Below are 24185 nucleotides of genomic sequence, written 5' to 3' on the forward strand. Positions count from 1 at the left end.
ATGGGTAAGCTTTACGGAGTCAGCGTCGGAGCAGGTGATCCTCAGCTCATAACTGTCAAAGCAGTGAAGTTGCTTGAAAGCTGCGGAGTTTTAGCAGTACCGCGCACAAAGGGAGAAAATACCCTTGCACTTTCAATAGCAGAGCAGGCAGCTGACATTAAGGACAAGCGGATAATATATCTTGATTTCCCTATGACACGGGACAAGAAGCTGCTTTATGAAAACTACGACAGGATAGCGGAGCTGCTGTGCAGCGAGCTGAAAGAAAACGATGTTGCAGTACCTGTTCTCGGGGATATTTCCGTATATTCCACATTCAGTTATATTGCTGAGCGTGTAGCAGAAAATGGCTTTGATGTTGAGATATGCGCAGGAGTCACCAGCTTCTGTGCGGCAGCAGCCGAGCTTAAACTGCCCCTTTGTCTCGGGAATGAGCCGCTGCAAATTATCCCTTACGGCTGCGAGAACTTTGATAAGCTCCTCGATATCCGCGGCACAAAGGTGATAATGAAAACAGGCAGCCATTCGGCGGAGCTTGCAGATATTCTTCGCATGAAAGGTCTTGCAGAGCATACGTCAGCAGCCGAAAACTGCGGACTGCCCAATGAAAAAATTTATCACAGCCTTGACGAAGCAAATGACGAGCTTGGCTATTTTACGGTGTTTATAGTACATGACAAGGAGAAGCGGCATGAAGCTTGAGGAGTATATTTACAAGGGCTCACAGAAGATGAGATGCGGATACACCACAGGCTCATGCGCGGCTGCGGCAGCCAAAGCGGCAGCGGAAATGCTCCTTACGGGAAGAGTGCTGACTGCTGCGGAGATACTTACGCCAAAGGGCATAGTTATCCGCCCTGACATTATCGAGCCTGTTATAACTGAAAACATGGCGTCATGTGCAGTTGAAAAGGACAGCGGCGATGACCCCGATGTAACCAACGGTATAAAGGTATTTGCAGCTGTTTCCCTTGCGCAGAAAGGCGTAAAAATAAAAGGCGGAGTCGGCATTGGCAGAGTCACAAAGGCAGGACTTGACCAGCCTGTAGGCGAAGCTGCCATAAATTCCGTGCCACGTAAAATGATAACATCGGCAGTAATGGAAATAGCCGAAAAGTACGGCTACTCAGGCGGCTTTGAGGTAACAGTATCAGTACCCGAGGGTGTGGAGCTTGCCGCCAAGACCTACAATCCGCGCATGGGCATAGAGGGAGGCATATCCATAATCGGCACAAGCGGCATCGTTGAGCCTATGAGCAATACAGCACTCATAGAAACTATCCGCACTGAGGCGAAAATGCGCCGTGCCGAGGGACAGAAGAATATGCTGCTGACTATCGGCAATTACAGCGAAAGCTTCGTGCAGGAACAAATGCCCTTTTCACTGGAAAGAAGCGTTACGTGCAGCAACTTTATCGGTGACGCTATAGATATCGGTATCGAGCTTGGTTTCAGTTCAATACTTATCATCGGTCATATCGGCAAGCTTGTAAAGCTTGGAGCAGGCATAATGAATACCCATTCCTCATGGGCAGACGGAAGAATGGAAGTACTCGTCACCTGCGGACTGTTTGCAGGAGCTGATACGGATACGCTGAAAAAGCTCCCCGACTGCGCAACGGCTGATGCGGCAATGGATATACTTGCAGATGCAGGCTATCTTGAAAAAACTCTTGATATACTCAGTCAGCGTATGGATTATTATCTTCGCGGACGAGTAAAGGACGAGGTAAAAATAGCCGCACTTGCTTTTTCGTATAAACGCGAGATAAACGTAAAAACTGCCTTTGCAGATGAACTTATAAAGGCAGTCTCGGAGGAAGAAAATGGTTGATTTTGTTGGAGCAGGCTGCGGCGCACCTGACCTTATAACACTTCGCGGACAGCGTCTGCTCAGTAATGCAGATGTGATAATATATGCAGGCTCTCTGGTAAATCCTCAGCTTCTCAGCTGTGCCCGTAAGGACTGTGAGATATACAACAGTGCGCTCATGCACCTTGACGAGGTAATAGAGGTCATGAAAAAGGCTGAGTCCGAGGGTAAGAACACAGTTCGTCTGCACACAGGAGATCCCTCAGTCTACGGAGCTATACGCGAGCAGATGGACAGACTTGACGAGCTTGGCATAGCCTATAATGTAACTCCCGGAGTAAGTTCCTTCTGCGGAGCAGCTGCGGCTCTCAGAGCCGAGTATACGCTTCCAGACGTATCACAGACGGTCATACTTACACGTATGGCAGGCAGGACTCCCGTACCCGAAAAGGAAAGCATAGAAAGCCTTGCAGCGCACAGAGCTACAATGGTGATATTCCTCAGTACAGGTATGCTTGATGAGCTTTCAAAGCGGCTCATTGCAGGCGGCTACAGCAGTGATACACCTGCGGCGATAGTATACAAAGCCACATGGGAAGATGAAAAGGTTATACGCTGTACAGTGGGAGAGCTTGCTGAGTCCGCAGAGAAAAACGGCATTACAAAGACTGCACTTATAACCGTAGGAGATTTCCTCGGGGACTCTTATCAGCTCTCAAAGCTCTACGACAAGGCATTTGAAACTGAATTCAGAAAGGCTGACAAAACATGAATATATCAATATTTTCTGTTACCGAAAACGGCAGACAGCTCTCTCAGCGCGTTGCCGAAATGCTGAGAGGTGAGCACTTCGTCAGCCGATACTGTTTCCATAAGCATACCGATGATGATTCGGCAGTATTCTGGAATATGGGCAGCATGGTAGGCAGACTTTTCCAGCGTTCGGACGCTTTTATTTTTATATGCGCCTGCGGGATAGCTGTAAGGGCGGTAGCTCCCTATCTCGGTACAAAAGCAGATGATCCTGCTGTAATAGTTATGGACGACCACGGAAAGTTCGCGATCCCGGTACTTTCGGGACATATAGGCGGAGCAAACTGCCTTGCGGAGATAATAGCTGAGTCCGTAGGCGGAACAGCTGTTATAACTACGGCAACAGATGTGGGCGGAAAGTTTTCACCCGACAGCTTTGCAGTTGCAAACGACCTTATGATCACCGATCTTAAAGCCGCAAAGGAGATAGCTGCGGCAGTTATAGACGATGAAAAAATAGGCTTTTCTACGGAATATCCTCACAGCAGCCTTCCCGATGAGCTCACGGCTTTCGGAATATGCCGCACGGGTATTTACGTCGGAAATGACATAAGCGCGAAGCCGTTCGATGTTACTTTAAGGCTTCTCCCGAGAAATATTGTGCTTGGTATCGGCTGCAAAAAAGGTACTCCCGAAGCTGACATCGAAAAGGCAGTACTTGAGACGCTTGAACGATACCGTGTTGATATCAGGACCATATCGGAAATATCCACGATAGATATCAAAAAGAATGAGGAAGGGCTCTGCGCCTTTGCGGAGAAGTATTCACTGCCCGTAAAGACCTATACTGCCGAGGAGCTTATGAGCGTCAGCGGAAATTTTGAAAGCTCTGATTTCGTACTTGAAACTACAGGCGCAGATAACGTCTGCGAGAGAAGTGCCGTACTTTGCAGCGGCGGTAAGCTTGTGATACACAAGACAGCAGGGGACGGAGTAACTGTAGCGGCTGCGGAAAAGCCGATATATCTTGATTTTGAGAGGAAGATACTATGAAGCTCTATGTAGTTGGAATAGGCTGCGGAAGCCGAAACGGTCTTACTCTTGAAGCCGAGCAGGCGATACTGAGAAGTACGCTTATAGTGGGATATACGGTCTATACCGACCAGATAAAGCAGTTTTATCCCGAAAAGAACTGTCTGTCTACGGGAATGAGACAGGAAAAGGACAGGGTGGAGCTTGCCCTCGAAAAGGCTTCAAACGGCGAAACTGTCTCGCTCGTTTGCAGCGGAGACAGTCAGCTTTACGGCATGGCAGGGCTTGCGATCGAGCTTTCCGAAAACTATCCCGATGTGGAAGTTGAGGTAGTTGCAGGAGTTACGGCTGCACTCAGCGGCGGAGCTGTGCTTGGTTCGCCTATGACGCATGATTTTGCGATAATAAGCCTTTCCGACCTGCTTACACCTATGGAGAAGATCATAAAAAGACTGAGATGTGCAGCTGAGGGGGATTTCATCATGGCTATATACAATCCATCGTCCAAAAAGCGAGTCGACTACCTTCGTAATGCCTGTGATATTATCCTTGAATACCGCCCTGCGGATACAGTCTGCGGCTACGTGCGCAATATCGGCAGGGACGGTCAGGAGAGCCGTGTACTTACTCTCGGGAAACTGCGCGATACGCAGGTGGATATGTTCACGACTGTATTTATCGGCAATTCCGAGACTAAAGTGATCGGCGGAAAAATGGTGACTCCGAGAGGATACCGCAATGTGTGAGCTGCTTATTTTCGGCGGTACGACAGAGGGCAGAGAGCTTGCGGAATTCTGCTGCGAAAATCATATTATTTCTGTTGTATCAGTTGCTACGGAGTACGGTGCGGAGCTGCTTCCCGACAGCGAATATCTGCGTATAATCACAGGCAGACTTGACAGCAGCGGTATGGAAAAGCTCATGTCGGAACTGAAATGCAAGCGAGTAATTGATGCCACTCACCCTTATGCAACGGAAGTGACCGCGAACATAAAAAAAGCCTGCGCAGCTGCAAATACAGCGTATTACAGGCTTTTGCGCAGCAGCTCTGAAACTACGAACTGCAAAAAAGTCAGGGATATGGAGCAGCTTCTGAAACTGCTCAGCAGTACAGATAAAAAGGTGTTGAGCACCCTTGGCAGCAAGGAGATACCTAAGCTGACAGCCATGAAAAACTATGCTGAAAGGCTGTGGGTAAGGGTGCTTCCGAATGAGGATATAATAAGGCAGTGTGAGGAGCTTGGTATCGCGAAAGAACGAGTTATAGCGGAAAAAGGTCCGTTCAGCGTTGCGCGGAATATTGAACATTTAAAGCTTAGCGGAGCTGAGATAATGGTGACAAAGGAGAGCGGTGCGGCAGGCGGTTTCCCCGAGAAGACTGAAGCAGCAAAACAGTGGGGAGCTGAACTGCTCGTCCTTGAAAGGCCTGCCGAAAAAGGCTATACATTGGGCGAAATTAAGAAAATGATATCAGAATGAGGTGAGCAGGTGAAGGTATATATAATCGGTATCGGAATGGGCAGCGAAAGAACAATGACTTCGGAAGCATTGGAAGCTGTGAAAAAAGCGGACGTTCTCATCGGTGCAAGGCGAATGGTCGAGCCGTTCAGAGATATGGGAAAGCCTGTTTTCGAGGAGTACAGAAGTGCTGAAATAGTGCGGTATATCAAGGAAAGCGGCTGCAAGTGCGCGGCAGTTCTGATGTCAGGAGACTGCGGATTTTTCAGCGGTGCAAAGAAGCTTTCGGAACTCCTTACCGATATCGAAACGGAGTTTATCTGCGGTATATCTTCACCTGTTTATTTTTTGTCAAAACTGCAAAAAGAGTGGTCGGACTGCAATTTCGTGAGCCTTCACGGCAAAAACGGAAACGTAGTCAGAAGCGTCTGCGCACATGAAAAAACATTTTTCCTCCTCGGCGGAGATGTAACGGCAGCTGATATCTGCAAGAAGCTATGTGACTACGGAAAAGGCGATATTTCAGTATATATAGGCGAAGAACTGGGCTATCCGAACGAGAAGATAACTGTTGGAAAGGCTTGTGAACTTACGGAGTACAGCGCAATCGGACTGAGCGTACTTCTGACAGAAAATCCCAAATACGAGTGTCATATTCAGTGTGGTATAGACGATGAAAAATTCGTAAGAGGGAAAGTACCGATGACTAAAAAGGAAATACGCGCAAATGTGGTCACGGGGCTTGAAATAGACAAAAATGATGTGTGCTGGGACATTGGCTGCGGTACAGGTTCGGTATCTGTGGAGATGGCTTTGATGTGTGAAAACGGGACTGTTCATGCGGTGGACAAGAACAGTGAGGCAATAGCTCTTACAGTGGAAAACAGCCGAAAATTCGGCTGTGATAACATTGATGCGATCGAGGGGGATGCGGCTGAAATTGTAAAAGAACTGCCTGTGCCGGATTGCGTTTTCATTGGCGGTTCGGGCGGAGAAATGGAAAGCATTATTCAGATAGGACTTGAAAAAAATCGCAATATGAGACTGACTATAACTGCTGTTTCGCTTGAAACTCTGTCTGAATGTATCAGTATTTTTGATAAGTTTGATCTTGAAGCTGAAATTACGCAGATATCAGTAACAAGAACCAGAAAAATCGGAAAACATACCATGATGTCGGCTGAAAATCCAATATTCATCATAAAAAGGAAGACAAAATGAAAAGAATAATGATAGCAGGTACGCACAGCGGCTGCGGAAAAACTACAATGACCTGTGCAATTCTTGCGGCGTTAAAGTCACGGAATATGCGCGTTTCAGCGTTCAAATGTGGCCCTGACTATATAGATCCCATGTTTCATCAAAAGGTCATCGGAGTCCCTTCGCACAACCTTGACAGCTTTTTTTGCAGCGACGAAACCTTGAAATATCTCATGCATGAAAACAGCAGAAATTCCGATATTTCGGTGATTGAAGGAGTCATGGGCTTTTATGACGGAGTGGATGGACGCGGTTCTGCACATTCGGTTTCCATGATAACGGAAACTCCTGCTGTTGTTGTTATCGACTGCAAGGGCGCGAGCGAATCTATAGGAGCAGTCATGAAAGGCTTCCTCAGTTATAAGCAGCCAAATATGATTAAAGGCTTCATTTTCAACAGGCTGCCCGAGAGACTTGTACCTCATATAAAAGAATTGTGCTCCGAACTCGGAACTGCGTTTTTGGGCTATATGCCAACAAACAGCTTCACCTTTGAAAGCCGCAGGCTGGGACTTGTGACTGTTGATGAGATAGATGATATCAAGGAAAAGCTGGCGGAGCTCCGCTCGCTTGCAGAGAAAAATATATTGCTTGATGAGCTTATTGGAGTTTCAGAAGCTCCATTTCCGAAATTCACTGAGCCAAAATTGAATACTGTTGAATATAAAAACAGACCAATTATTGCGGTCGCAAAAGACGAAGCTTTTTGTTTTACATATTCGGACAATATTGCTTTGCTCGAAAAGCTCGGCTGCCGTATTGAATACTTTTCTCCGCTCAGGGACAAAAAGCTGCCCGAAAGCTGCTGCGGACTTATCCTCAGCGGTGGATATCCCGAACTTTATGCGGAAAAGCTGTCACAGAACCATGAAATGCTGCAAGCTGTAAGATGTGCTGTAAACAGCGGAATTCCAACAATTGCCGAGTGCGGAGGTTTTATGTATCTCCACGAAAAAATAATTATGTCAGATGATGAAACATTCGGGCTTGTCGGTGCAGTTAAGGGAGATGTTTATTCAACGAAAAAGCTTCAGCGTTTCGGATATGTTACTCTTGAAGCGAAAAAAGATTGCCTTATCTGTAATAAATCGGACAAAATTGCTGCACATGAATTTCACTATTGGGACAGTACTAACTGTGGCTCGGACTTTATTGCACGTAAAAGTGACGGTAGGAACTGGGCGTGCGTCCACTCCCATAGATCTATGTATGCAGGCTTTCCGCATCTTTATTTTTATGCCGATTTGAGGATAGCCGAACGATTTGTCGCTGCCTGCGCGGAATATGGAGAGAAACATGGACAGAATAAGTAAGATCGTCCGCGCTGACAAAAAATTTGCACTTTTAGCGCAGGAGCACTGGGACAGTGTTGCAAAGCCTCTTCGCAGTTTTGGTGTGCTTGAGGATAATTGGAACAAAATTGCGGCAGTGCAAAGAACTGAGTCACCTGATATTTCTTCCAGAGCTGTTGTGGTGATGTGTGCGGATAACGGAGTAGTTGAAGAAGGCGTTACACAGACTGACCGATCTGTGACGAGGATATGTTCGGAGGCTATAGCTTGCGGAAAATCAAATATAAATGCACTTGCTCATATCTATGGAGCACAGGTCATTGCTGTTGATATCGGTATTGCAGCTGATGTGCAGTGTAAGGAATTAGTGAACAGAAAAATTGCTTACGGTTCGGACAATATTGCTGTAGGTCCTGCTATGTCGCGTGAAAACGTTTTCAAAGCTGTCGAGGTCGGTATGGATATTGTCCGAGACCTTGCAGAAAAAGGTATAAAGCTCATAGTTACGGGGGAGATGGGCATTGGAAATACAACACCGACATCTGCTCTTTCCTCGGTGCTTCTCGGACTTCCGCCCGAAGTCGTTACAGGGCGAGGTGCAGGACTTTCAACTGTGATGCTTGAGCATAAAATAGAAGTTGTAAAACGTGCAACAGCCATTAATTCGCCGTTTTCAGCTGATCCCACCGAGCTTATCTCAAAGCTTGGCAGTTATGAGATCGCAGGTATGACGGGACTATTCCTCGGCGGTGCGGTCTACGGTGTTACTGTTGTTATTGACGGCGTAATTTCGGCTGTTTCCGCGGTGCTTGCTTCTATGTACTCGGAAGCCTGCACGGACTATATGCTTGCGAGCCATGTTTCTGCCGAGCCTGCGGGAATTGGACTTCTCGAAAATCTTGGGCTGAAAGCTGTCATCAATGGCGGTTTGAGGCTTGGCGAGGGGACAGGCGGAATACTGCTCCTGCCTCTTCTTGACGGTGCTGCGGCAATTTACTATAACTCCCATAAATTTGAAAATTCGGGTATAGAAAGGTATGCTGAGCTGAAATGATAACTCTTGTCACAGGCGGTTCAAAGTGCGGAAAATCGAGCTATGCCGAGAAAGTGCTGAACTTTTTCGACGGTGAAAAATACTATATCGCAACTATGTCTCCCGTGGGGAGCGATGCTGCGGAGATCATAAGTCGTCATAAAAAAATGCGCGAGGGAAAGGGCTATATCACTGTCGAATGTCAGCGTGATATCTGCAATGCTGATGTCTCTGAAAACAGTGGCGTTCTCATCGAATGTCTGGGAAATCTCTGTGCAAATGAAATGTTCGTGGGGAGCGATATTTTCAAGCCTGCGGATAAGATAGTTTCCGATATAAGGGCACTTTCTGAGAGAGTTTCGGAGCTTATCATTGTTACGAATGAAGTTGGCTGTGACGGTGTGGAGTACTCCGCGGAGACGCTTCTCTACATAAGTCAACTTGCAGAGATCAACCGAAAAATAGCCGAATTTTCTGATAATGTCATAGAATGTGTTTACGGTATACCCGTACCGCGGAAAGGGGCGGTCATTTGTTAAAGTCTTTTATTTCGGCATTCCGGATGTACTCCCGAATCCCCATGCCGATGGTGGAATGGAATGAAAAAAACAGGCGTTATTCTCTCTGCTTTTTCCCTGTTATAGGTGCAGTTATCGGCGTATTGACAGTGCTTTGGCAGATGCTTTGCGAGGAAGTTGATTTCGGCAATTTCATGTACGGAGCAGTGGTCATGCTGATAAATCTTCTTGTTACAGGTGGCATACATCTGGACGGCTTCTGCGATACCTGTGATGCGAGAGCTTCGTGGGGCGACAAGGAGAAAAAGCTTGCCATACTCAAGGATTCTCATATCGGTGCATTTGCTGCCATAAAGCTTGGCGTTTATCTTATTGTCTTCACTGCCGCCTTGTCGGAGCTTTTCTGCTTTGAGGGAGCTGTTATAATCGGTCTCGGATATGTGCTTTCGCGTTCACTCAGCGGACTTACTGCCATGACTTTCAAGGCTGCCAAAAAAGAGGGAACGCTGCAAAGCTTCACAGAGCCTGCCCATAAAAAAATAAGCGTTTGTGTACTTTCTCTGTTTGCAGTTTTTACCTGTGCGGCTATGATGTGTTTTGACCTTACCACAGGTTTGACAGTAAGCGCAGCTGCGCTGCTGACAGTGGTTTATTACCGCTATATTTCATACAAGGAATTCGGCGGTATCACAGGTGATCTTGCAGGCTGGTTCTTGCAGATGTGCGAGCTTGTCATCGCACTTACGGCTGCGGTGGTATTTAGGCTTATGGAGGTGGTCTGAACATGAGATTTATCACAGGTGGAGCTTATCAGGGCAAGGCTGAAACTGCCAGCAAGCTATTTGGGATAAAGGCTGATGAGATAGTAAGCGGTGCGGACTGCGATATGGAAAAAGTTTTCTCGGCAGCTTGTATTAGAGACTATCACAGGCTTGTTTCAAGGCTTATGGATACGGATACCGACCCCGTTGAGTTTACGCAGCGGCTTTGCCGCGAGAATAGCCGGTGTGTCATCATTATGGACGAGATAGGCTGCGGCATAGTTCCTATGGAAAAGAGGGAGCGTGTATACCGCGAAAATGTGGGACGCTGCGGCTGTATCATAGCTGCCGAAAGCGATACAGTAGTGCGTGTTATATGCGGTATCGCGGAATTTCTGAAAGGAGAAGTCTGAGTGAGGATAGATCTTATTCGACACGGTAAAACAGCAGGAAATACCGAGCTGAGATACATTGGAAGAACAGACGAGCCGCTGGCTTTTTCGGGAATTGCCGAGCTTATGAAAATTGATTATCCTCAGTGCGGAAAGCTGTTTTGCAGTCCCATGAAACGCTGTATACAGACCGCGGAGCTTATATTCCCGTCAGCTGAAATGACAATCTGCGATGAGCTTAGAGAGTGTGATTTCGGCGACTTTGAGGGCAAGAACTACATCGAGCTTTCTATGGACAGCCATTATCAGCGCTGGATAGACAGCGGCGGCGAGGCTCCTTTTCCGAATGGTGAAGCTCCTGCGGACTTCAAAAAACGCTGCATAGATGCATTTATGAAGTGCATTGAGAATACTGACAAGGACGACCACCTTACATTTGTAGTTCACGGCGGAACTATCATGGCGATACTTGAGCATTTCGCAGTTCCGCATAAGAGCTACTACGACTGGCATATCGCTAACGGACACGGCTATATCACGGAATTTGACGGAAAAATTATTACGGTAACGGAGAAAATATGAATTACATAATTGCGGCATTGCCGCTTGTTATTGCAGCGGTGCTGGACTGTATCCTCGGCGATCCTTACAGCCTGCCGCACCCTATAAGACTCATCGGTAAACTCATATCGAGTCTGGAAGCTTTTGTACGCAGAAAAATGAGCAATGATCTGCGAAAAGGCGGAGTTTTTCTTGCTTTAACTGTGATACTAATATCGGTATCAGTGCCACTTGTGATACTCATTGCCCTGTACTCCGTATCCCTGTGGCTGGGAGCTGCTGCGGAAGGCGTAATGTGCTATTATCTTGTGGCTGCAAAGTGTCTCACATATGAGAGCATGAAGGTATATCGTGCGGCTGAAAAAGATGACATCGAGGGAGCTCGAAAGGCTGTTTCAATGATAGTTGGACGGGATACGGCAGTCCTCGACGAAGAGGGCATAATCAAGGCTGCTGTGGAGACTGTTGCGGAGAATACCTCCGACGGCGTTACAGCTCCCATAATGTATATGTCACTTGGCGGTGCTGTACTCGGAGCGCTTTATAAATCCGTAAATACTATGGATTCCATGATAGGCTATACAAATGAAAAATACGCCGATATAGGACGATTTGCAGCTAAGTTTGATGACGTTCTCAACTATTTTCCCTCACGTCTTACAGCCTTTGCAATGGTGCTGACTGCTCCTCTTATCGGACTCAGCGGCAGGGACGCTTACCGCATCTGGATACGTGACGGACGCAAACACGCAAGTCCTAATTCAGCTCAGACAGAAGCAGCCTGTGCAGGTGCTCTCGGAGTTCAGCTTGCAGGTGATGCATATTACTTTGGGGAGCTTCATAAGAAGCAGTTCATCGGTGACAGAAAACGCCCGATCGAGAATGAAGATATACGCCGTGCGAACAAGCTGATGTATGCAAGCTCTGCACTTGTATTTGCAGCAGCTCTTTCAGTCAGATGTGTAATTGTGGGAGGTATCTTATGCTGAACGGAAAACACGGCGGCAACGACCTTTCACTGGATATACAGCATGACTTCTCTGCAAATCTTTCTCCTCTCGGAATGTCTGAAAGTGTACGTAAGGCGGCTGCTGATGCAGTAGCTTTTTCGGGCAGATATCCCGATCCGTTATGCAGGGAGCTTCGCAAGAAATTGTCGGGAAAGTATGGCATTTTGGCTGATGATATAGTCTGCGGAAACGGTGCTGATGACCTTATTTACCGTACTGTTTCAGCCCTCAAACCTAAGTCCGCACTTATAGTTTCGCCAGCGTTCAGCGAGTACAAAAAGGCACTTTCGGAAAACGGCTGCAAGGTCGATGAATACATTCTTTCCGAGGAAAATGAATTTGAAGTCACGGAAGAGATCGTGTCTCATATCAGCGGTCATGATATGGTATTTCTTTGTACTCCCAATAATCCCACAGGCAGAGTTATCGCACCTGATATCCTCGAAAAAATATCCAGTGAATGTGAGAAAAATTCAGCTTTTCTCTTCTGTGATGAAAGCTTTATCGGTTTCACTGACAGAGCAGCGGAACTGTCTGCGTTGAACTGCATGAACGATAAAACTATAATTCTCAGCTCTTTCACAAAGCTGTATGCAATGGCTGGATTGCGGCTTGGTTACGTTGTTTGCGGAGATAAAAGCATAGCTGACAGAATAGCCTTTACGGGGCAGTACTGGAGCGTTTCCGCACCTGCGCAGGCAGCAGGTATAGCTGCAATTGACGAAGAAGAATATGTCCGTAAAGCTGCTGAACTTGTGAAAAACGAAAGGGCATATCTGCAAAAAGAACTGCATATCCTCGGTATAAAAAACTATCCCTCAGATGCAAATTTTATCCTGTTCAGAGCTGATAAAAATCTCGGAGAGCGTATGCTGAAAGAGAAGATCCTTTTGCGCTGCTGCGAGGATTACAGCGGACTTGACGGCAGCTTTTACCGTATAGCAGTAAAAAAACATGAAGAAAATGAAATATTGATCTCAGTACTCAGGAGGTGCATCAATGGCTAAGGCAATAATGATACAGGGGACTATGTCCAACGCAGGAAAGAGCTTTTTTGCGGCTGCACTTTGCCGCATTTTCAAGCAGGACGGCTATTCCTGCGCACCTTTCAAATCCCAGAATATGGCACTTAATTCCTACATAACCTCTGACGGCTGCGAAATAGGCAGAGCGCAGGCTATGCAGGCAGAAGCCGCAGGCGTTGAGCCGTCGGTGCTGATGAATCCCGTGCTTTTAAAGCCCACTACCGATTGCGGTTCACAGATAATCGTCAACGGAAAAGCTGTGTGCAATATGACAGCCGCCGAGTACTTCAAACGCAAACGCGAGCTTGTGCCGCAGATAATGGAGTCCTATAACGCACTTTCGGCTGCACATGATATCATTGTTATCGAAGGCGCAGGCAGTCCTGTGGAGCTCAATCTTAAATCCGATGATATCGTGAATATGGGCATGGCAGAGCTTGCAAAAGCTCCCGTACTTCTGGTGGGAGATATAGACAGAGGCGGAATTTTTGCACAGCTTCTCGGCACTCTCAGTCTCCTTGAAAAGTATGAGCTTGATATGGTAAAGGGAATTGTTGTGAATAAGTTCAGAGGGGATATATCACTGTTTGACAGCGGCAGGGATATACTTGAGCAGCGCGGCGGAAAGCCTGTTCTCGGAGTCGTTCCGTATCTACGCTGTGACATCGAGGACGAGGACAGCCTTTCACGAAAACTTGACAGTAAAAGCAGTAAAGGAATTATTGATATCGCTGTAATTAGGCTGCCGAAGATATCAAATTTTACCGACTTTGACGTGTTTGCTCAGTATGACGGTGTGGGCGTGAGATATGTAACGAAATACGAGGAGCTCGATACTCCCGATATGATAATAATCCCGGGTACTAAGAGTACCATTGCTGACATGAAATGGCTGCGTGAGAGCGGCATGGAAATGGCGATAAAACGATGTGCTGCAAAGGGAGTTCCTGTGTTCGGTATATGCGGCGGTTTTCAGATGCTGGGCGAAAGCATATCCGATCCGCTCGAAAGTGAGGGCGGCGGAAGTATAAGCGGTATGGGAATGCTGAAATGCAGTACCGTATTTGGTTCAGAAAAGGTACAGACTCAGACAGAGGGCAATTTCTGTAAAATTGACGGATTTTGGAGCTTCCTCAGCGGTGCGGAGTTCAGAGGCTACGAGATACATATGGGAACTACGGAAAGTGAAAGCCCCGAGCTTCTGGACTGCGGCGGTGCTTATGAGGGCAATGTCTGTGGCTGTTACATACACGGTATTTTTGACAGTCAGTATGTTTCGGAAAGACTTGTCAGACACCTCTTTGAGCAAAAGGGCATCGCTTATCGCGGCGGTACAGTCAACAGAGAAGAATACAAGCAGTCGCAGTTCGATATACTTGCTGACGGTGTGCGCAGAAGCATCGACATGGATATGCTTTATAAAATAATCGAGGAGGGTATATAATGGAGCTTGAATACGTTCTTCCTCAGGATATCGAACACCGAAGCTTTGAGATAATAGAGTCTGAGCTGGGGGACAGAAAGCTCCCTGAGGATATACGTCCCATAGTTATGAGAGCGATACATACTACAGCAGATTTTGATTACTACGACAATATGTACTTTTCCGAGGGGGCTGTTCAGAAAGCACTTTCTGCACTTTCAGAGGGGGCTGTAATAGTTACCGATACCAACATGGCAAAGTCGGGGATAAATAAAACTGCACTTGGTAAGCTTGGCTGTACGGTGGAATGTTTCATGGCTGACAGTGACGTGGCGGAGACGGCTTCTGCAAACGGTACGACACGCGCTGTTGCATCGGTGGACAAGGCTGCAAAGCTCGGCAAGCCTGTTATTTATGCGGTGGGAAATGCTCCGACTGCACTTATCAGACTGCGCGAACATATCGACGCAGGCAGCTTCGTGCCGCGTCTGATAATCGGCGTTCCTGTGGGATTTGTGAACGTTGTGCAGTCCAAGGAGCTCATGATCGAAAGCGGTATCCCTTGTATCGTTGCAAGAGGCAGAAAGGGCGGAAGCAATGTGGCTGCGGCTATCTGCAATGCTCTTTTGTATATGGCAACTGGGAGAGAGCAGTGATTTAACACTGCGGTGAAAATGTGCTTCTGTAAAAGGGGCAAAAATCGTAAAAATTCAATGGGAAAACGTTGATTATCGAAAAAGAAATTTTTGATTTCTATGTTTTGCATAAAATCAATATATTATTTTGTTCTTATCCGACAAAAGAAAAATTCACTCGGCTGTGCATCTGCACAGCTTTTTCTTTTGCGTCAAAAACAGTGCATAACCGACAGCTGACTTCGACATATCATGCGCATAAAATGTGGTATAATCCTTTGTATATTTTGCGAGGTGATGTGTGATGATAAATATAAAAAAACTTAGAGAATGGCAGCATTTTTCCTTTGCTTATTTCTTTGCGGTATGCGCGGCGGCAGGCTTTGTACTGTCGGGAGCAAAGGTGGGCGGAGTCGCTTCCTTTGCGGATATTTCTTTAGCAGGTGCAGTTGGACTTCCTTACTCGGCGGCAGTATTTACGGGAAGCATGGTGCGCTGCATCATCAGCGGCACAGTCGGCAGGAATATAGTAAAGCTTTCTGCATCTGCACTTATCGTCATAATAAAGATGTTCCTCGAACCTAAAAATGACGAGAAGCTATGTGGCATAAATACAGGCGTGAGCGTACTTATTTCGGGGGCGGCTGTTTCAGCTGTCATAGGCGAACTTCCGCAGAAGCTGCTTTTTTATGCCTTTTACGGTGCGCTTGCAGGCTTCACTGCATATTCGGCAGCAAGGTTTATTATGGACTTGAAGCACAAGAAAGTCATAGACGTTTCTGACAGCGGCGGATTTTCATGTGCAGTTGTATACATAGTGGCGGTATCATCGCTGTGCGGAGCTGATGTTCCCGTAGTGAATGTGGGTGTAGTCGTTGGTGCAGCCGTAACGCTTATGGGTGCATATTTTTACGGTCAGGCAGGCGGAGTCATATGCGGTGCGCTGACGGTCTGCGGAGCATTTTTGTCATCTTTCGAAGCAGGAATGGGAATAGTACTTCTGCCTGCCTCGGGACTTCTCACGGGGTATATGCGCAGACAGAAACCATTTACGGCGGCAGCTTTTTTTGCAGGGATAGGCTTTGTATTTACAGTACTTACAGGTCTTACGGTGAACAGTGTCGGCGGCATTATTGATATTATATGCGCGGCAGGTATTTTTATTCCTGCTGCATCGGTATTTTCTGATAAATGGATAAGGACTGACGGGAAAGACACTTCTCTGACAGATATGATAAACACAAGAATGAGTTTCCTTTCCGAGACTGTGGGAGAGCTGAGAAGAGAGTCGGAAAGAGTCTCACAGATGCTGGCAAAGAGCTGTGATACTGTGAATGAAATTGAGGAAAATTCGGCTGAGGTGTGTTCACTCTGTTATCGCAGACCCTTCTGCTGGAAGTCGGATAAGGGCAATACTTACCGCGGATTTGCGAAGCTTGCGGAAATGGGAGAGTTCGCACAGGAGAGCTTTCCGCAGGAGCTTGCAGACTGTCTGCACAAGGAAAAGATCACGGAAGTATTTCTGAAAAGTGCAAGAGAAAAGGCGGCTGCAAAGCTTATGGAAATGCGCTTTTCCGAGAGCCGCGAGCTATTGCATGAACAGATGCTAATAACCGAGGATATCATAAGATCAACAAGTGATAAACTGGATATACGCTGTTCGGAAACAGTGGGGAGAAGCATAAGGCTCAAACTGGAAAAATTCGGCTTTGTGATCTTGTCCGTAATAGCTTATTACAACAGCCGCAGCAGGCTTATTGCGGAGGTATATTTCAAAGCTGAAAATGCCCCCGAAAACGGTACAAGGATATGCGACCTCATTGCCGATGAGCTGCACTTGCAGATGTCATGTACGGAGCTGATACGCTCGGGAAATGAAATGCGCATAAGGGTATACGAAAGACCGCGCTACAGCATGGAGGCATATGTTTCGTCATCATGCGCTGATAATTCTGCTGCAAACGGTGATACTTATACTGTGTTCACAGACGGTGCAGGTATGGGATATGTTGTGCTGTCCGACGGCATGGGAACAGGTAAAAATGCAGCTATGGAATCGCGCATGGCAGCAGGACTTTTCCGCAGACTTGTAAGCAGCGGAGTAAGCGTAGCTTCAACGGTAAAGCTGATAAATTCGTTTATGGTGACGAAGTCACGGGAGGAAAGCTTTGCCACTCTTGATGTGCTGTGTGCAGACCTCGATGACGGCAGACTAACTGTGATAAAATCAGGTGCTGCGGCAACGCTGATACGTCACGGTGGGAACGTACTGAAAATAACAGCACCCACTTTCCCAATAGGCATATACGAACACTCCGAGCTGTTTGCAAGAGAGTGCGAATTTGAAGCAGGAGATATAGTGATAATGTTTTCGGACGGCATATCAGAGAACGCTTATCCGTTCATAAAAGAGCTTCTCATGGGCGGTGATGACATAAAACATATCGTGGACGAAATTTGCACAAAAGCTTATGTTTTCAATCAGACCATACACTCAGATGACGTTACGGTAATAGCTTTCAGATTAAAAGAGTAAATGAGATTGTTAACAAAATATTAACTCAAATGTCATACAGCATAGGCGAAAGAAGGTAAATAGCTGTGCAATTTGACAATAGTGTAGGAGAAAACCTCAAAATAAATATGTCAAATTGCACTAATTAGATATGGCAATATTAGCATAACCTATAAAATTTATGTGCGTTTTTCAAAAAAGCTTGAATAATTCTGCTGATTCTGATAAAATGTATTATAGCAAAGGAGGCTGAATTATGTCTGTTAATAAAAATAACAATCTTAACGATTTTCCGCTGTACCTTTTTTACCAGGGAAAAAACTACGAAGCATATAAATTTTTTGGCGTTCATTCTAAGAAAAAGGGAAGAAGCAAGGTTTTCACTTTCAGAGTTTGGGCTCCTAATGCTGTAAGCGTGTCTGTTGTAGGTGATTTCAATAACTGGGACAGAACGCAAAATAAAATGTCGCTTATCTCAGACGGTATCTGGGAGGCTGATATCCCGGGACTTAAACAGTTCGATGCTTATAAATACAGCATCGAGACTAAGGACGGCAGGATCATCATGAAAGCCGATCCTTATGCTCATCATTTTGAGACTCGTCCCGGCACAGCTTCAAAGATATACGAGAGCGATCACAAATGGGAAGATGACAAGTGGTTTGAAAATAAAAGTTCTGTGAGCATTTACAAAAGCCCTATGAATGTCTATGAGGTACATCTCAGTTCGTGGAAGAATTACGGCGATGAGGTATTCCTCGATTATGTTACATTCGCAAAGGAAATAATCCCGTATCTCAAAAAAATGTCATATACTCATGTTGAGTTCATGCCTCTTACTGAGTACCCTTACGACGGCTCGTGGGGATATCAGGTAACAGGCTACTTTGCGCCTACTTCGCGCTATGGTACTCCTGATGATATGAGAAAGATGATAGATATGTTCCATGCCGCAGGGATAGGCGTTATCCTTGACTGGGTGCCTGCACATTTCCCTAAGGACGAAGCAGGTCTTTATGAGTTTGACGGCGGCTGCTGCTACGAATACACCGATGACCGCAAGAAGGAGCATAAGGCATGGGGAACGAGAGTTTTCGATTACGGAAAGGCTGAGGTATGCTCATTCCTTATTTCAAGCGCAAATTACTGGTTTGACGAATTCCACGTAGACGGTCTCAGAGTCGATGCTGTAGCATCTATGCTCTACCTTGACTATGACAGACGTGAGGGCGAGTGGGCTGCCAATATCTACGGCGGTAACGAGAACCTTGAAGCTGTGGAGTTCCTCAAGCATCTCAATGAAGCTGTTTTTCTCAAGCATCCCGACGCACTTATGATCGCCGAAGAGTCAACGGCATGGCCGCTGGTTACCAAGCCTACCGATCTAGGGGGACTCGGCTTCAATTTCAAGTGGAACATGGGCTGGATGAACGATATGCTCAGCTATATGTCTCTTGATCCGATCTATCGTGCGTTCAACCACGATAAACTTACATTCTCGTTTTTCTATGCATTTTCCGAGAACTATATCCTGCCTATCTCACATGATGAGGTAGTACACGGAAAATGCTCAATGATAAACAAGATGCCGGGGGAATATGAGCAGAAATTTGCTTCATACCGTGCTTTCCTCGCTTATATGATCGCACATCCGGGTAAGAAGCTTTTGTTTATGGGACAGGAATTCGGTCAGATGAAGGAATGGGATTACAAGTCTCAGCTTGACTGGGAACTGCTGGGAACAGATTCGCACAAGAGTCTGCTGAAGTTCTCTGAAAAGCTGAATAAATTCTATGTGGATAATCCTCCTCTCTGGCAGAATGATGATACATGGAACGGCTTCAGCTGGATATCCAATGATGATTATAAGCAGAGCATCATCTCTTTCAGACGTATCGACGACAATGGCGACGAGATAATAGCTGTATGCAATTTCGTTCCTGTAGAACGCCGCGATTACAGGATAGGCGTTCCGCAGAAGGGAAGATACAAGCTTATATTCAATACAGATGCTGTAGAGTTCGGCGGCTCGGGCATTACCGAAACAACGTTCAAGTCGGATAGTGTGCCCATGCATGGACATGATAACAGTATCTCAATGACCCTCGCCCCTCTCTCGGTGATATATCTTAAATTCTCACCTGTGAAAAAGCGAGAGCCAAAGGCTGTAAAGACTGAGACTGCGAAAACTCCTGTCAAGAAGCGCGCTGCTTCAACAGCCAAAACTTCTGCAAAGTCGGCAAAGGCGGCTGACAAGACAGAAAAAACAAAGACCACGGCAAAGAAAAAGACTTCTGCCAAGGCAAAATAAATTCCATTATGTTTTTTACTATCCAGGAGGAAAAATATGTATACTAAAAAAAGAGTCGTTGCAATGCTCCTTGCAGGCGGTCAGGGCAGCAGACTATATGCACTGACCAAAAATGTTGCAAAGCCCGCAGTACCATACGGCGGCAAATATCGTCTGATAGATTTTCCACTCTCAAACTGCACAAACTCAGGTATCGATACAGTTGGTGTTCTTACGCAGTACCAGCCGCTGGTACTGAATGAATATATCGGAAGCGGTCAGCCATGGGACCTTGATAAGATGAACGGAGGCGTACACGTTCTCCCACCTTACGAGACTCAGGCAGGTGCTTCTTGGTATGAGGGCACAGCTAATGCTATATACCAGAATATGCGCTTTATCGAGCGTTATGATCCCGAATATGTTGTAGTTCTCGGCGGCGACCATATCTACAAGATGGATTATTCAAAAATGGTGGATTTCCACGTTGAAAACGATGCGGACTGTACTATCTCCGTAATCGATGTCCCTAAGGCTGAGGCTTCACGTTTCGGTATAATGATCTGTGACGAAAAGAAGCAGGTAACTGATTTCGTTGAAAAGCCTAAGGTGCCAAAGTCAACACTGGCTTCAATGGGCATCTATGTATTCACATGGGAGAAGCTCCGCAAATACCTTATCGAAAACGAAAACGAGGCTAACGCAAAACGCGAAAAGGGTGAGCCGTGGTCAAAGGACTTCGGAAAGGATATCATCACATCTATGCTCCGCGACAAGCAGAGACTTTTCGCTTACGAATTCGAGGGCTACTGGAAGGACGTAGGAACTCTCGATTCGCTCTGGGAAGCAAATATGGACCTTCTCAGCCCTAATGTTCCTCTTGATCTTTATGATCCAAACTGGAAGATATATTCACGTAACAGCAATATGCCTCCGCAGTATGTGGGCGACAATGCCTGCATCGAAAACTCAATGATATCTGAGGGAAGCATTATCGACGGAACTGTCGATTTCTCCATACTTTTCTCGGGCGTTACTATCGAAGCAGGTGCAACTGTAAATTATAGTATCGTTATGCCCGGAACTGTTATAAAATCGGGTGCTGTTGTAGAGTATGCAATAATAGGAAGCGACAGCGTTATCGAAAATCGCGCTCATATCGGTTCAAGTCCTGAAAGCATTGAGGACAAGGATAAATGGGGCATTGCCGTTGTCGGAAATAACGTGACTGTTTCGGCGGAAAAGGTAGTCGAGCCAAAACAGATCATCGGCGAAAATATCTGACGGAGGAATGTTACTATGAGTGTTAATTATAATGTTTTGGGACTTATCTTTGCAAGTATGCATGATTCTTATGTCAGTGAGCTGACTAAGAGGAGAACTATGGGTTCTATCCCATTTGGCGGACGTTACAGACTTATTGATTTTCCGCTTTCAAACTTCGTTCATTCGGGAGTTTCCGAGGTGGGTGTCATAACTAAGTCGAATTACGGTTCTCTCCTCGATCACCTCGGCTCAGGACGTGACTGGGATCTTTCACGTAAAAAGGGCGGACTTCATCTTCTGCCGCCGTACAGCCAGACAGGCGGTATCTATAACGGCAGACTGGACGCGCTGAACAATATATGGGGATATGTTGAACATTCAAATGCCAAATATGTCATCATGGCAAGCTGTGATGTAGTTACTACCCTCAACTTCAATCCTGTGCTCAAGCAGCATATGGATACCGAGGCTGATATCACACTGGTTTACAGCAAAGGACTTTATAACTGCGAAAAGGATAACTGCACAACTGTTCTCGAATTCGATGACGAGAACAGATTAAAGGACGTTCTTGTTGATCCGCAGATAACAGGCGAGTGCAATATCTGGCTGGAAATGTGCATCGTTACAAAGGACTTCTTAAAGAAGATCGTTTCCGATGCAGCAAGCCGCAACCAGTACAGCTTTACCCGTGAGATACTCCAGCGCAAGAAGGACGAATTCAAGATAATGGGCTATAAGCATGAGGGCTTCTTCACAAGGATAGACAGTATACAGGAATACTATGCAGCTAACAGGCTCCTTCTTGATCCTGCAAAGAAAGACGCACTTTTCCCGAAGAATATGCCTGTTCTTACAAAGATAGGTGATAACGGACCTGTAAAATACGGTCTTGAGTCAAATATAAAGGATTCACTTATTGCAGACGGCTGCGTCATCGAAGGTACGGTAATCAATTCTATACTGTTCAGAGGCGTTAAAGTCGGAAAGGATTCAGTGGTCAAGGACTGCGTGCTCCTTCAGGGAACAAAGGTAGGAGAAAATTGCAGCATCGCATCGGTAATAACCGATAAAAACGTTGAGATAAGCAATGAAAAGGTGCTTACAGGCTCTGAGACATATCCGCTATATATAGGAAAAGGCGGTAAGATCTGACGGCGGTGATAATATATGAAAATACTATTTGCTGCCAGTGAAGCTGTACCTTTTGCAGCTTCGGGCGGACTTGCAGACGTAGTAGGTTCACTTCCAAAAGCTATAAAATCCAAAAGGCATGACTGTAGGGTGGTCATACCTCTGTACAAATCTATCGCTCCCGAATTCCGCGATAAAATGGTATTCCTTACGAATATTACAGTTGATGTATCGTGGCGTAAGCAGTACTGCGGTATATTTATGGCGATAAAGGACGGAGTAACTTACTATTTCATTGATAATGAGTATTATTATTCAAGAGAAGGACTTTACGGATTTTATGACGACTGTGAAAGATTTGTTTTCTTTGACAGGGCTGTGCTTGAAATGCTGAAGTACATTGATTTTACTCCCGATATCATCAACTGCAACGACTGGCAGACTGCGCTGATACCTGTGTATTACAATGTTTATTACAAGTATCAGCAGGGATATGATGGTATCAAGACTGTTTATACCATACACAATATAGAGTATCAGGGCAAATACGGAAAGGAAGTTCTCAGCGAACTCATGGGTATCCCTATGTATAATGCAGGACTTATCGAGTACGACGGCTCTGTCAATATGATGAAGGGGGCTATCGAGACAAGTGACATGATAACAACGGTCAGCCCAAGCTATGCGTGGGAGATACTTGATCCGTGGTATGCTCATGGTCTCGACAGGATACTCGTTACCAAGCAGTATAAGCTGCGCGGCATAATGAACGGTATTGATACAAAGCTGTATGATCCTGATAAGGATAAAATGATAGCAGAGAACTACTCTTCCAAAAAGCTTGACGGCAAGAAAATATGCAAGGAAGCTCTCCTTGCAGAGCTTGGCATCGCTCCGGGAGATGAACCTGTTATAGGAATAGTTTCACGTTTCGTAAAGCATAAAGGCATTGATCTGATAAGATGCGTATTTGAGGAGATCGTGCGCAGCGGCGTAAAATTTGCGATACTTGGCAGCGGCGAGAAGATATATGAAGATTTCTTCCTCGAAATGGCTGCAAGGTACCCCGATAAAGTGTCGGTGACAGTGGGATTTAATCCCGAGCTTTCGCATAAGATATATGCGGGAGCTGATATGTTCCTCATGCCGTCACAGAGTGAGCCATGCGGACTTGCGCAGATGATTGCCATGAGATACGGAACTATCCCTATAGTCCGTGAAACAGGAGGATTGAGAGATTCTGTGCGAGATAACGGCGGCGAGAACGGAAACGGCTTCACATTCAAGACTTATAATGCAAATGATATGCTTGATGCTGTGAAACGTGCGCGTCGCGATTATGAGGACAAACAGGTCTGGGAAGAGCTTGTTGTACGCGCTATGGAGTGTGACCACAGCTGGTCGTCATCGGCTGAGCTTTATATTGATACGTATAAGCAGCTTCTTGCAGCAGAGTAACATTAACAGCACCTCAGCAATGGGGTGCTGTTGTTTATAAGTTGTGATTTTATATAAAAAAGTTCTTGAAAAATTCATAAAATTTGATTTGACAAATTCTGAAAAGGATGATATAATATAATCACTGTCCGGCAAGGAGCTGTTGAGAAACAGCAGTCGAGAGAAATTTTTTAGAAGAAATTTTGAAAAAGTACTTGACAAGCCAGACGGAAAGTGATATAATATTAAAGCTGTCTCGCAAGAGATGGTGGACAGCATCTTGAAAATTGAACAATGCGAATAAGAAAAAGTAACGACCCTTGAGATTTCTTTGAAAAAAGAAAAGTCAAGAAAAGACTAAAAAACACTTTGAAGTAATAACGCAAGCGTTATGAACTGGATCAGATATCTAAATCGAAAGATTTAAATATACAACTTTAATAAAGAGTTTGATCCTGGCTCAGGACGAACGCTGGCGGCACGCTTAACACATGCAAGTCGAACGGAGAATATTTGAGTTTACTTAGATATTCTTAGTGGCGGACGGGTGAGTAACACGTGAGCAACCTACCTTAGA

22 protein-coding genes and 1 rRNA gene are annotated in these 24185 nt (G+C 45.8%); all 23 read left to right on the forward strand.

The window, feature by feature from the left end; all coding sequences use genetic code 11:
• A complete protein-coding gene (cobI, locus tag BLW60_RS10185) occupies positions 1 to 702 on the forward strand; it encodes a precorrin-2 C(20)-methyltransferase (RefSeq protein ID WP_074717004.1) in 702 nt (233 codons plus the stop codon).
• Entirely contained in the window at positions 692 to 1834 is a 1143-nt protein-coding gene (gene cbiD, locus BLW60_RS10190) for a cobalt-precorrin-5B (C(1))-methyltransferase CbiD (RefSeq protein ID WP_074717006.1), read from the forward strand. Before cobI ends, cbiD begins: the two co-directional genes overlap by 11 nt.
• Entirely contained in the window at positions 1827 to 2585 is a 759-nt protein-coding gene (gene cobM / locus BLW60_RS10195; protein ID WP_074717008.1) for a precorrin-4 C(11)-methyltransferase, read from the forward strand. Before cbiD ends, cobM begins: the two co-directional genes overlap by 8 nt.
• Positions 2582 to 3619 carry a cobalt-precorrin 5A hydrolase gene (locus tag BLW60_RS10200; RefSeq protein WP_074717010.1) on the forward strand — a complete coding sequence of 346 codons (1038 nt, stop codon included), beginning with the start codon at positions 2582 to 2584 and terminating at the stop codon, positions 3617 to 3619. The genes cobM and BLW60_RS10200 overlap by 4 nt, the downstream gene beginning before the upstream one ends.
• Complete coding sequence (cobJ, locus tag BLW60_RS10205) at positions 3616 to 4344, forward strand: precorrin-3B C(17)-methyltransferase (protein ID WP_074717012.1); 729 nt, start codon at positions 3616 to 3618, stop codon at positions 4342 to 4344. The genes BLW60_RS10200 and cobJ overlap by 4 nt, the downstream gene beginning before the upstream one ends.
• Positions 4337 to 5077, forward strand: a complete 741-nt coding sequence (cobK, locus tag BLW60_RS16260) for a precorrin-6A reductase (RefSeq protein WP_081348205.1) — start codon at positions 4337 to 4339, stop codon at positions 5075 to 5077. The genes cobJ and cobK overlap by 8 nt, the downstream gene beginning before the upstream one ends.
• Positions 5078 to 5086: 9 nt before the next feature.
• Entirely contained in the window at positions 5087 to 6277 is a 1191-nt protein-coding gene (gene cbiE / locus BLW60_RS16265; protein ID WP_081348206.1) for a precorrin-6y C5,15-methyltransferase (decarboxylating) subunit CbiE, read from the forward strand.
• Positions 6274 to 7629, forward strand: coding sequence for a cobyrinic acid a,c-diamide synthase CobB (locus BLW60_RS10215; RefSeq protein ID WP_074717014.1), 1356 nt, complete (start codon positions 6274 to 6276; stop codon positions 7627 to 7629). Before cbiE ends, BLW60_RS10215 begins: the two co-directional genes overlap by 4 nt.
• Positions 7613 to 8662 (forward strand): nicotinate-nucleotide--dimethylbenzimidazole phosphoribosyltransferase, encoded by a 1050-nt coding sequence (cobT, locus tag BLW60_RS10220; RefSeq protein ID WP_074717016.1) that lies wholly within the window; start codon positions 7613 to 7615, stop codon positions 8660 to 8662. The genes BLW60_RS10215 and cobT overlap by 17 nt, the downstream gene beginning before the upstream one ends.
• Positions 8659 to 9180 carry a bifunctional adenosylcobinamide kinase/adenosylcobinamide-phosphate guanylyltransferase gene (locus BLW60_RS10225; protein ID WP_074717018.1) on the forward strand — a complete coding sequence of 174 codons (522 nt, stop codon included), beginning with the start codon at positions 8659 to 8661 and terminating at the stop codon, positions 9178 to 9180. Before cobT ends, BLW60_RS10225 begins: the two co-directional genes overlap by 4 nt.
• 23 nt (positions 9181 to 9203) lie before the next feature.
• A complete protein-coding gene (locus BLW60_RS10230) occupies positions 9204 to 9941 on the forward strand; it encodes an adenosylcobinamide-GDP ribazoletransferase (RefSeq protein WP_278289912.1) in 738 nt (245 codons plus the stop codon).
• A gap of 2 nt (positions 9942 to 9943) precedes the next feature.
• On the forward strand, positions 9944 to 10333 hold the full coding sequence (locus tag BLW60_RS10235) for a bifunctional adenosylcobinamide kinase/adenosylcobinamide-phosphate guanylyltransferase (protein ID WP_074717022.1): 390 nt from the start codon (positions 9944 to 9946) through the stop codon (positions 10331 to 10333).
• Positions 10334 to 10894, forward strand: a complete 561-nt coding sequence (locus BLW60_RS10240) for a histidine phosphatase family protein (protein ID WP_074717024.1) — start codon at positions 10334 to 10336, stop codon at positions 10892 to 10894.
• Positions 10891 to 11862 carry an adenosylcobinamide-phosphate synthase CbiB gene (cbiB, locus tag BLW60_RS10245; protein WP_074717026.1) on the forward strand — a complete coding sequence of 324 codons (972 nt, stop codon included), beginning with the start codon at positions 10891 to 10893 and terminating at the stop codon, positions 11860 to 11862. Before BLW60_RS10240 ends, cbiB begins: the two co-directional genes overlap by 4 nt.
• Complete coding sequence (locus BLW60_RS10250; protein ID WP_074717028.1) at positions 11856 to 12890, forward strand: pyridoxal phosphate-dependent aminotransferase; 1035 nt, start codon at positions 11856 to 11858, stop codon at positions 12888 to 12890. The genes cbiB and BLW60_RS10250 overlap by 7 nt, the downstream gene beginning before the upstream one ends.
• Positions 12883 to 14352 carry a cobyric acid synthase gene (locus BLW60_RS10255; RefSeq protein ID WP_074717030.1) on the forward strand — a complete coding sequence of 490 codons (1470 nt, stop codon included), beginning with the start codon at positions 12883 to 12885 and terminating at the stop codon, positions 14350 to 14352. The genes BLW60_RS10250 and BLW60_RS10255 overlap by 8 nt, the downstream gene beginning before the upstream one ends.
• Positions 14352 to 14987, forward strand: a complete 636-nt coding sequence (locus BLW60_RS10260; RefSeq protein WP_074717032.1) for a precorrin-8X methylmutase — start codon at positions 14352 to 14354, stop codon at positions 14985 to 14987. The genes BLW60_RS10255 and BLW60_RS10260 overlap by 1 nt, the downstream gene beginning before the upstream one ends.
• Before the next feature lie 283 nt (positions 14988 to 15270).
• A complete protein-coding gene (locus BLW60_RS10265) occupies positions 15271 to 17502 on the forward strand; it encodes a SpoIIE family protein phosphatase (RefSeq protein WP_074717034.1) in 2232 nt (743 codons plus the stop codon).
• A gap of 235 nt (positions 17503 to 17737) precedes the next feature.
• On the forward strand, positions 17738 to 19792 hold the full coding sequence (glgB, locus tag BLW60_RS10270; RefSeq protein ID WP_074717036.1) for a 1,4-alpha-glucan branching protein GlgB: 2055 nt from the start codon (positions 17738 to 17740) through the stop codon (positions 19790 to 19792).
• Positions 19793 to 19828: 36 nt separating this feature from the next.
• Complete coding sequence (locus BLW60_RS10275; protein ID WP_074717038.1) at positions 19829 to 21055, forward strand: glucose-1-phosphate adenylyltransferase; 1227 nt, start codon at positions 19829 to 19831, stop codon at positions 21053 to 21055.
• A gap of 15 nt (positions 21056 to 21070) precedes the next feature.
• Positions 21071 to 22192, forward strand: coding sequence for a glucose-1-phosphate adenylyltransferase subunit GlgD (gene glgD, locus BLW60_RS10280; protein WP_074717040.1), 1122 nt, complete (start codon positions 21071 to 21073; stop codon positions 22190 to 22192).
• Between the two features lie 15 nt (positions 22193 to 22207).
• Entirely contained in the window at positions 22208 to 23629 is a 1422-nt protein-coding gene (gene glgA / locus BLW60_RS10285) for a glycogen synthase GlgA (protein WP_074717043.1), read from the forward strand.
• Positions 23630 to 24045: 416 nt separating this feature from the next.
• Positions 24046 to 24185: ribosomal RNA gene (locus BLW60_RS10290) — 16S ribosomal RNA — on the forward strand; the annotation flags it as partial.

The organism is Ruminococcus flavefaciens (genome assembly GCF_900108555.1).
Classification (GTDB): domain Bacteria; phylum Bacillota; class Clostridia; order Oscillospirales; family Ruminococcaceae; genus Ruminococcus; species Ruminococcus flavefaciens_P.